We start from the raw sequence: 5,077 nt of genomic DNA, 5'->3' as shown, positions 1-5,077 counted from the left end.
TGCCATCAGCTCGAACCTGGTGGATCTGGGCTGGTAGCGGTGCGTGCTCGCCGGTGTTTCAGGGTGGGCAACTTCCGGGTGGTGCGTGCTGGACGATCCGGGAGGCCACAGCGAAATGCCGCGGGGTAGCTGTGGCGATGCCGCGGGGGTATAGCCGGGTACCTACTCCGACGAGCGATCAGTCAGTGAACACGGGAACCTCCCCGGTCCCGCCCGTCATCCGGCGGGCTGGGTGCATCGTCCGCCGATCGGGCTGTGGGAGGGGCGGAGCCGTCGTAGTGTGCGCCGGGCGGCGCAGAGAACTAGCTGGTGAAAGTCCAGTCGGACCGGCCCCAAGCGGGGTCCGTAGCCGAAGGCGGGGGTAATTCCTCGCTGGGCATTGATGGGAGGTGGTGTGCGGTGACCGGTGGTTGCTGCGTCCTGCCGCCTGTTGGTGCAGGACAGGGCGCTCACCGTGAGGTGGGGTCTGAAGGGTTTGAGGCGAAACACCGAGCCGTAGCCGATATTGGCGAACCGGTCGGCCCGTTCCAGGAGATGCCGAGCCCGCACTATGGGGGTGAAGGAAATACCTGGGGCTCCTGGACACAACAAGGTGTGTGCGGGCGGCGCGGTGAGAAAGTTCTCTGCGTTACCCCGGGAGGTCTCGTACGGTCCCGCCCGACGGGGCTGGGTAGCTGGGCGTATAAGCCGCGAGGTGAAGTCGCCGGTGATGCCGTGCGAGAAGTCGGAGTGACTCGTGGTACTGCTGAACCAGGGAACAACAGAAACCTTGGGACCGTCGCGTTGGTGCGGCGGCGGGCTGCGACCCAAAAGGCGTCGACCTGGGGAAGGGGTCACGGTGGGAATGGTCGGACTGGGTGCGATCGCGAGCGAGTAGGAGCGCCGGACTGATGGTTGCTGAGGCAATGACCGAGGCGGCGCTTGGCCGAGGATACTCAGATCGCATACCGGCGAGCCAGGTAGCTAGGAATGGAATGCTGGCGCGGAAGGCGCACTCGCTGATCGGCCAGGTCTACGATCCGCGTAATCTGGAGCGGGCGTGGGGCCGTGTGAGGGTGAACCGGGGTGCTGGTGGTGTGGACCGGGTCAGTATCGACCGGTTCGAACGTGAACGTGGGCAGTATCTTTCGACTCTGCGGCAGCGGCTGGCTGACGGGAGCTACCGGCCGCGGCCGGTCCGTCGGGTGGAGATCGACAAGCCGGGATCTAAGGATAGGCGCCCGCTTGGTATTCCGGTGATCGCCGACCGGGTGGTTCAGGCGTCACTGAAGCTGGTCCTGGAACCGATCTTCGAGGCGGACTTCCGTCCGTGCTCGTATGGGTTCCGGCCCAACCGGCGCGCGCACGACGCGATCGCCGAGATCCATCTGTTCGGCTCCCAGGGATACCGCTGGGTGCTGGACGCGGACATCGAGGCCTGCTTGGAGTCATCGTCACACTGCTCCTTTCGTTGATTGTGGGGTTTAGAAGAGGGGGTCGGTGGACGTCGGGATCTGTATTCGCAGGCCTTTCCGTCGTCCGCTGCGGACGTGGACGGCGTTGAGCTCGCCGCGCTTGACACGCTGCAACACGGTCTGGCGGGAGACGCCGAGCGCGAGGGTGGCTTCGAGCATCGCGAGCCAGCCCTCGGGGGCGTCGTCGACGAACAGGGCGCGCAGCTCGTGGGTCATGCGGATGCGCCAGGGGGCGCCGGGGGTGTCTTGTTCACCGGCGACGAAGCCGTCGCCGATCCAGCGGTGCAGGGTGGAGGCTGCGATGCCGAGTTCCTTGGCTGCGTCGGCGATGGTGAGCAGCTCGCCGTCGGGCTGGTTCGGGTCGGGTTGGTGGCAGGGGATGTTCCAGTGGAAGCGTAGGGACTGGACGCGGGTGGCGGTGAAGGTCAGGTCGCGGGCGGTGCGGCGGCCCTGCCGGTTGAGGATCCCGGCGATCTTCGCGTCGGGGTAGTGGACGGCGAGGCGGCGGATCAGGTCGATGGTGTCCTCGTTGGTGCGGATCGTGGGCTGGCGGCGCCGGCCGGGGACGGTCAGTTCGGTGAACGCGCCGCCTTTCCAGCGGATGAGCAGGTCGGTGTGGCCGGCGTCGTCGTCGCGCACGACAGTGACCTTCACGTCGTCGATCAGGGTCCGTAGTAGCTGCTTGCGGTCGCGGTCGGTGGTCGTGGGCGCGTCCCAGACCTGGCGCAGGTTGCCCCCGAGCGCGCGGATGTCGGCGCGTTCGGTGTCGGTCAGGGTGCGGGGCGGGTCTGCTCGCGGCGGGCGAGGTCGGCCTCGGCGACAGCGAGGTCGGTCAGCACTTTCTCCCACGCGGTCTCCAGACCACGCGCGACAAGCCGGTTGTCCGGGTCGACGGCCTGGTAGCGGCGCTCGGCGCGACTGGCCTGGTAGCGGGCGCGTTCGACCTGGCGGCGGTGCTGGTCGAGGGCTGTGTCGTGGGTGTGTTCGAGGTGTTCGGCGGCGGACAGGCAGGCGGTGAGCGCCTCGGGGGCCAGCGCGGTCAGGAACGCCTGCGACGGCGGTGTCGAGGGCGAGGCCGCCGATGTGCAGGTGGCGGGTGCCGCGACCGTCGACGATCGTGGCGGGGCCCTGGCAGTAGTAGCCCGGGGTGGCCTTGGCCGGGCCCTGGTAGAACACGGTCAGTTTGCGGCCGCAGGTCCCGCAGGTCGCCAGGCCTTGGAGCAGGGCGCAGCCCTCCCGGACGGCGCCGGTGCCAGGCTGGTGGGCCTCGGGGCGGATATTCTTGCCGATCTTCGCCAGGTTGGCCTCGTAGGTGTCCCAGTCGATGTAGCCCTCGTGGTGGTCGCGGATCAGGACCTCCCACTGGTCGCGGGGGACGGCCTTGTGGCGGGTGCGCACGGTGCCGCCCTGGCCGACGTAGGTGTGCTTGCGGGTGCGGTCATAGACGTAGGCGCCGGCGTAGGCCGGGTGGGTCAGGATGTTGTGGACGGCGTGGTAGGTCGGCTCGACCCACGCGACCTCCGTGCCCTGGCCGGCGGCGGTGGCGTAGCCGTTGCGCTGCAGCGGCAGTTTGAGGTTCTCCTCGCGCAGCCACAGCCAGACCTTGCGCACTGAGCCGACCTCGCCGAACCGGCGGAAGGTCACGGAGATCACCCCGCTGACCGCCTCGTCCGGGTGGCGGCGGATCTCGCCGGGCCCCTCGGCCCAGACCAGGCCGACGGGCAGCGGCCTGCGCAACTCACCGCGGGCGGCCTTGTGGCGGATCCCGCCGTTGAGCCGGGCCCGCAGGGTGTGCAGCTCGGCCTCGGACATGGTGCCCTTCAGCCCGAGCAGCATCCGGTCGTTGAACATCCCCGGGTGGTAGACGCCGTCGGCGTCGGCGATCAGTGTGTCAGTCATCCCGGCCAGATCCAGCAGCCGGTACCAGTCGGAGTTGTTGCGCGCGAGCCGGGAGACCTCCAGAGCGAGCACGATCCCAACATCGCCGAGCGCGACCTGCCGGGTCAGCTCGGCGAACCCGGACCGGCCCGCTGCCGACGCGCCGGACACCCCCAGGTCGGCGTCGATCACACTGACCCGGGCGCGAGGCCAGCCGAGCGCCACCGCCCGCTCGACGAGGTTGTACTGCCAGGCGGTCGACTCCCGGTTGCGCTCCACCTGGGCCAGGCTCGACTGGCGCAGGTAGACGACCGGGTCGCGCCGCAGCCGCGACCCGGTGACCTTACCGAACTCGGTCATCAAAGCTCCCCTGTGACGAACAGGGCGCCGTTCCGGTCGCCGCCGCGATCAGCCGGCCGAGCAGGTCGACCGCCACCGCGACCACCTCGGCCGGCAGCCGCACCGCCACGTCGGGCACCCCCGCGGGCAGCCCGGGCAGCGAGAGGAGCGGCTGCGGCTGGCTCAACTGCGGCCGGGTCGGCATCGGGGGCCTCCTGTCTCGGACAGCCCTCAACCTGCTCGGTGATATCCGCCTCGACAACCTCCGACACCGCACGAGGCAACATAGAGGACACGATCCGTGTCAGGTCAAGCAGGTCCGTGACCCGCCCCAGGGTCGGCTCCCCGGCCGGGAGCGACTCCCCGTCCGCGGCCGGCTCGGCGTCGGTCCAGGCCGCCGGCATCATGGACTTGCTGCCATCCGGTAGTTCGAGGATCGGCTCGAGTGCGCCGTGCCGGCGCATCCGGCCGAGCACCCGCAGCTCACACCCATCGAACGGGTGTCCCGGCCGGGTCACCCGTGCCACGGTCACCGGCCCCGCGCTCACCACGACCAGCCCGTCTCACCGCCACCGCGGCCGTTGCCACGCACGACCGCCGCGGCGACCAGCCTGATGTTCGTCTCATCCAGCCCACCGACCGACTCAGCCAGGTCAACCGGCACTCCAGCGGACAGACTCGCCGCGACGCGCAGCACCGACGCCTCACTGCTCGAGCACGCCAACCGGCCCGTGTCCAGCGCACGCACCGCAGCCAGCCAGTCAACCCACGCCATCTCACCGCCAGCCAGACTCTCGCCCCACTCGACGAACCGGCCCCGGAAATCCGCCCGCACCAGCCAGCGCACATGTCCGATCAGCAGCTCAACAGCTGCCTCAGCGCAATACACGCCCCTGACATAGGCCCGCGAGGCAGCCTTGAGGTCCTCGATGCCAGTAGTGTGTCGCGGACTCGTTCGACCGCATCGACCACGCGGCCCTGATGGACCGCGTCCGAGCGCGGGTGAAGGACAAGCGGGTGCTGGCGCTGGTGCAAGCGTTCCTGAAAGCCGGGATCATGACCGGGCTCGGTGAACGGGACGAGACCACCTCCGGAACACCGCAAGGAGGCATCCTCTCACCTCTGCTGGCCAACATCGCGTTGTCCGGGCTCGACGACTTCGCCGCCGAGCAGTGGACGAGCACGATGGGCAGCCGGCGGGAGCGTGAACGGCGGCGACACCAGGGCCTGCCGACCTGGCGACTGGTCCGCTACGCGGACGACTTCGTCGTCATGGTCCACGGCACCCGGGAACACGTCGACGCCCTGCACGGCCAGGTGAGCAGAGTCCTGGCGGGAATGGGGCTCGCCCTGTCCCCGGCCAAGACCCGGATCGTCCACCTCGCGGACGGGTTCGACTTCCTCGG

5 protein-coding genes are annotated in these 5,077 nt (G+C 69.4%); 2 read left to right on the top strand and 3 right to left on the bottom strand.

Annotated features, from left to right (window positions below; all coding sequences use genetic code 11):
• The first annotated feature begins 974 nt into the window (after positions 1 to 974).
• Complete coding sequence (locus AC08OO_RS22420; protein WP_476611682.1) at positions 975 to 1,454, top strand: RNA-dependent RNA polymerase family protein; 480 nt, start codon at positions 975 to 977, stop codon at positions 1,452 to 1,454.
• A gap of 9 nt (positions 1,455 to 1,463) precedes the next feature.
• Here AC08OO_RS22420 and AC08OO_RS22415 read toward each other — a convergent pair whose 3' ends face one another.
• The 3 genes from AC08OO_RS22415 to AC08OO_RS22405 all read right to left on the bottom strand — a co-directional run bounded on the left by AC08OO_RS22415 (position 1,464) and on the right by AC08OO_RS22405 (position 4,518).
• Complete coding sequence (locus AC08OO_RS22415; RefSeq protein WP_476611683.1) at positions 1,464 to 3,692, bottom strand: recombinase family protein; 2,229 nt, start codon at positions 3,690 to 3,692, stop codon at positions 1,464 to 1,466.
• Positions 3,676 to 3,876: a hypothetical protein gene (locus tag AC08OO_RS22410; protein ID WP_476611684.1), complete on the bottom strand. Its 201-nt coding sequence runs from the start codon at positions 3,874 to 3,876 to the stop codon at positions 3,676 to 3,678. The genes AC08OO_RS22415 and AC08OO_RS22410 overlap by 17 nt, the downstream gene beginning before the upstream one ends.
• Positions 3,877 to 4,215: 339 nt before the next feature.
• Positions 4,216 to 4,518 carry a hypothetical protein gene (locus AC08OO_RS22405; RefSeq protein ID WP_476619036.1) on the bottom strand — a complete coding sequence of 101 codons (303 nt, stop codon included), beginning with the start codon at positions 4,516 to 4,518 and terminating at the stop codon, positions 4,216 to 4,218.
• A 134-nt stretch (positions 4,519 to 4,652) separates the two neighbouring features.
• Between AC08OO_RS22405 and AC08OO_RS22400 the strand changes: the two genes are divergently transcribed.
• A partial coding sequence (locus AC08OO_RS22400) for a reverse transcriptase domain-containing protein (protein WP_476611686.1) occupies positions 4,653 to 5,077 on the top strand: 425 nt, incomplete at its 3' end.

The organism is Frankia sp. CeCAU1, assembly GCF_977971845.1.
The sequence above is the reverse complement of the archived record's forward strand: the minus strand, read 5'-3'. Positions and strand labels throughout refer to the sequence as shown.

What these genes read in the sequence shown, in the direction of transcription:
- AC08OO_RS22420 (WP_476611682.1), top strand. Translation starts at nt 975, where the DNA reads ATGCTGGCGCGGAAGGCGCACTCGCTGATCGGCCAGGTCTACGATCCG.
- AC08OO_RS22415 (WP_476611683.1), bottom strand. Translation starts at nt 3,692, where the DNA reads ATGACCGAGTTCGGTAAGGTCACCGGGTCGCGGCTGCGGCGCGACCCG.
- AC08OO_RS22410 (WP_476611684.1), bottom strand. Translation starts at nt 3,876, where the DNA reads ATGCCGACCCGGCCGCAGTTGAGCCAGCCGCAGCCGCTCCTCTCGCTG.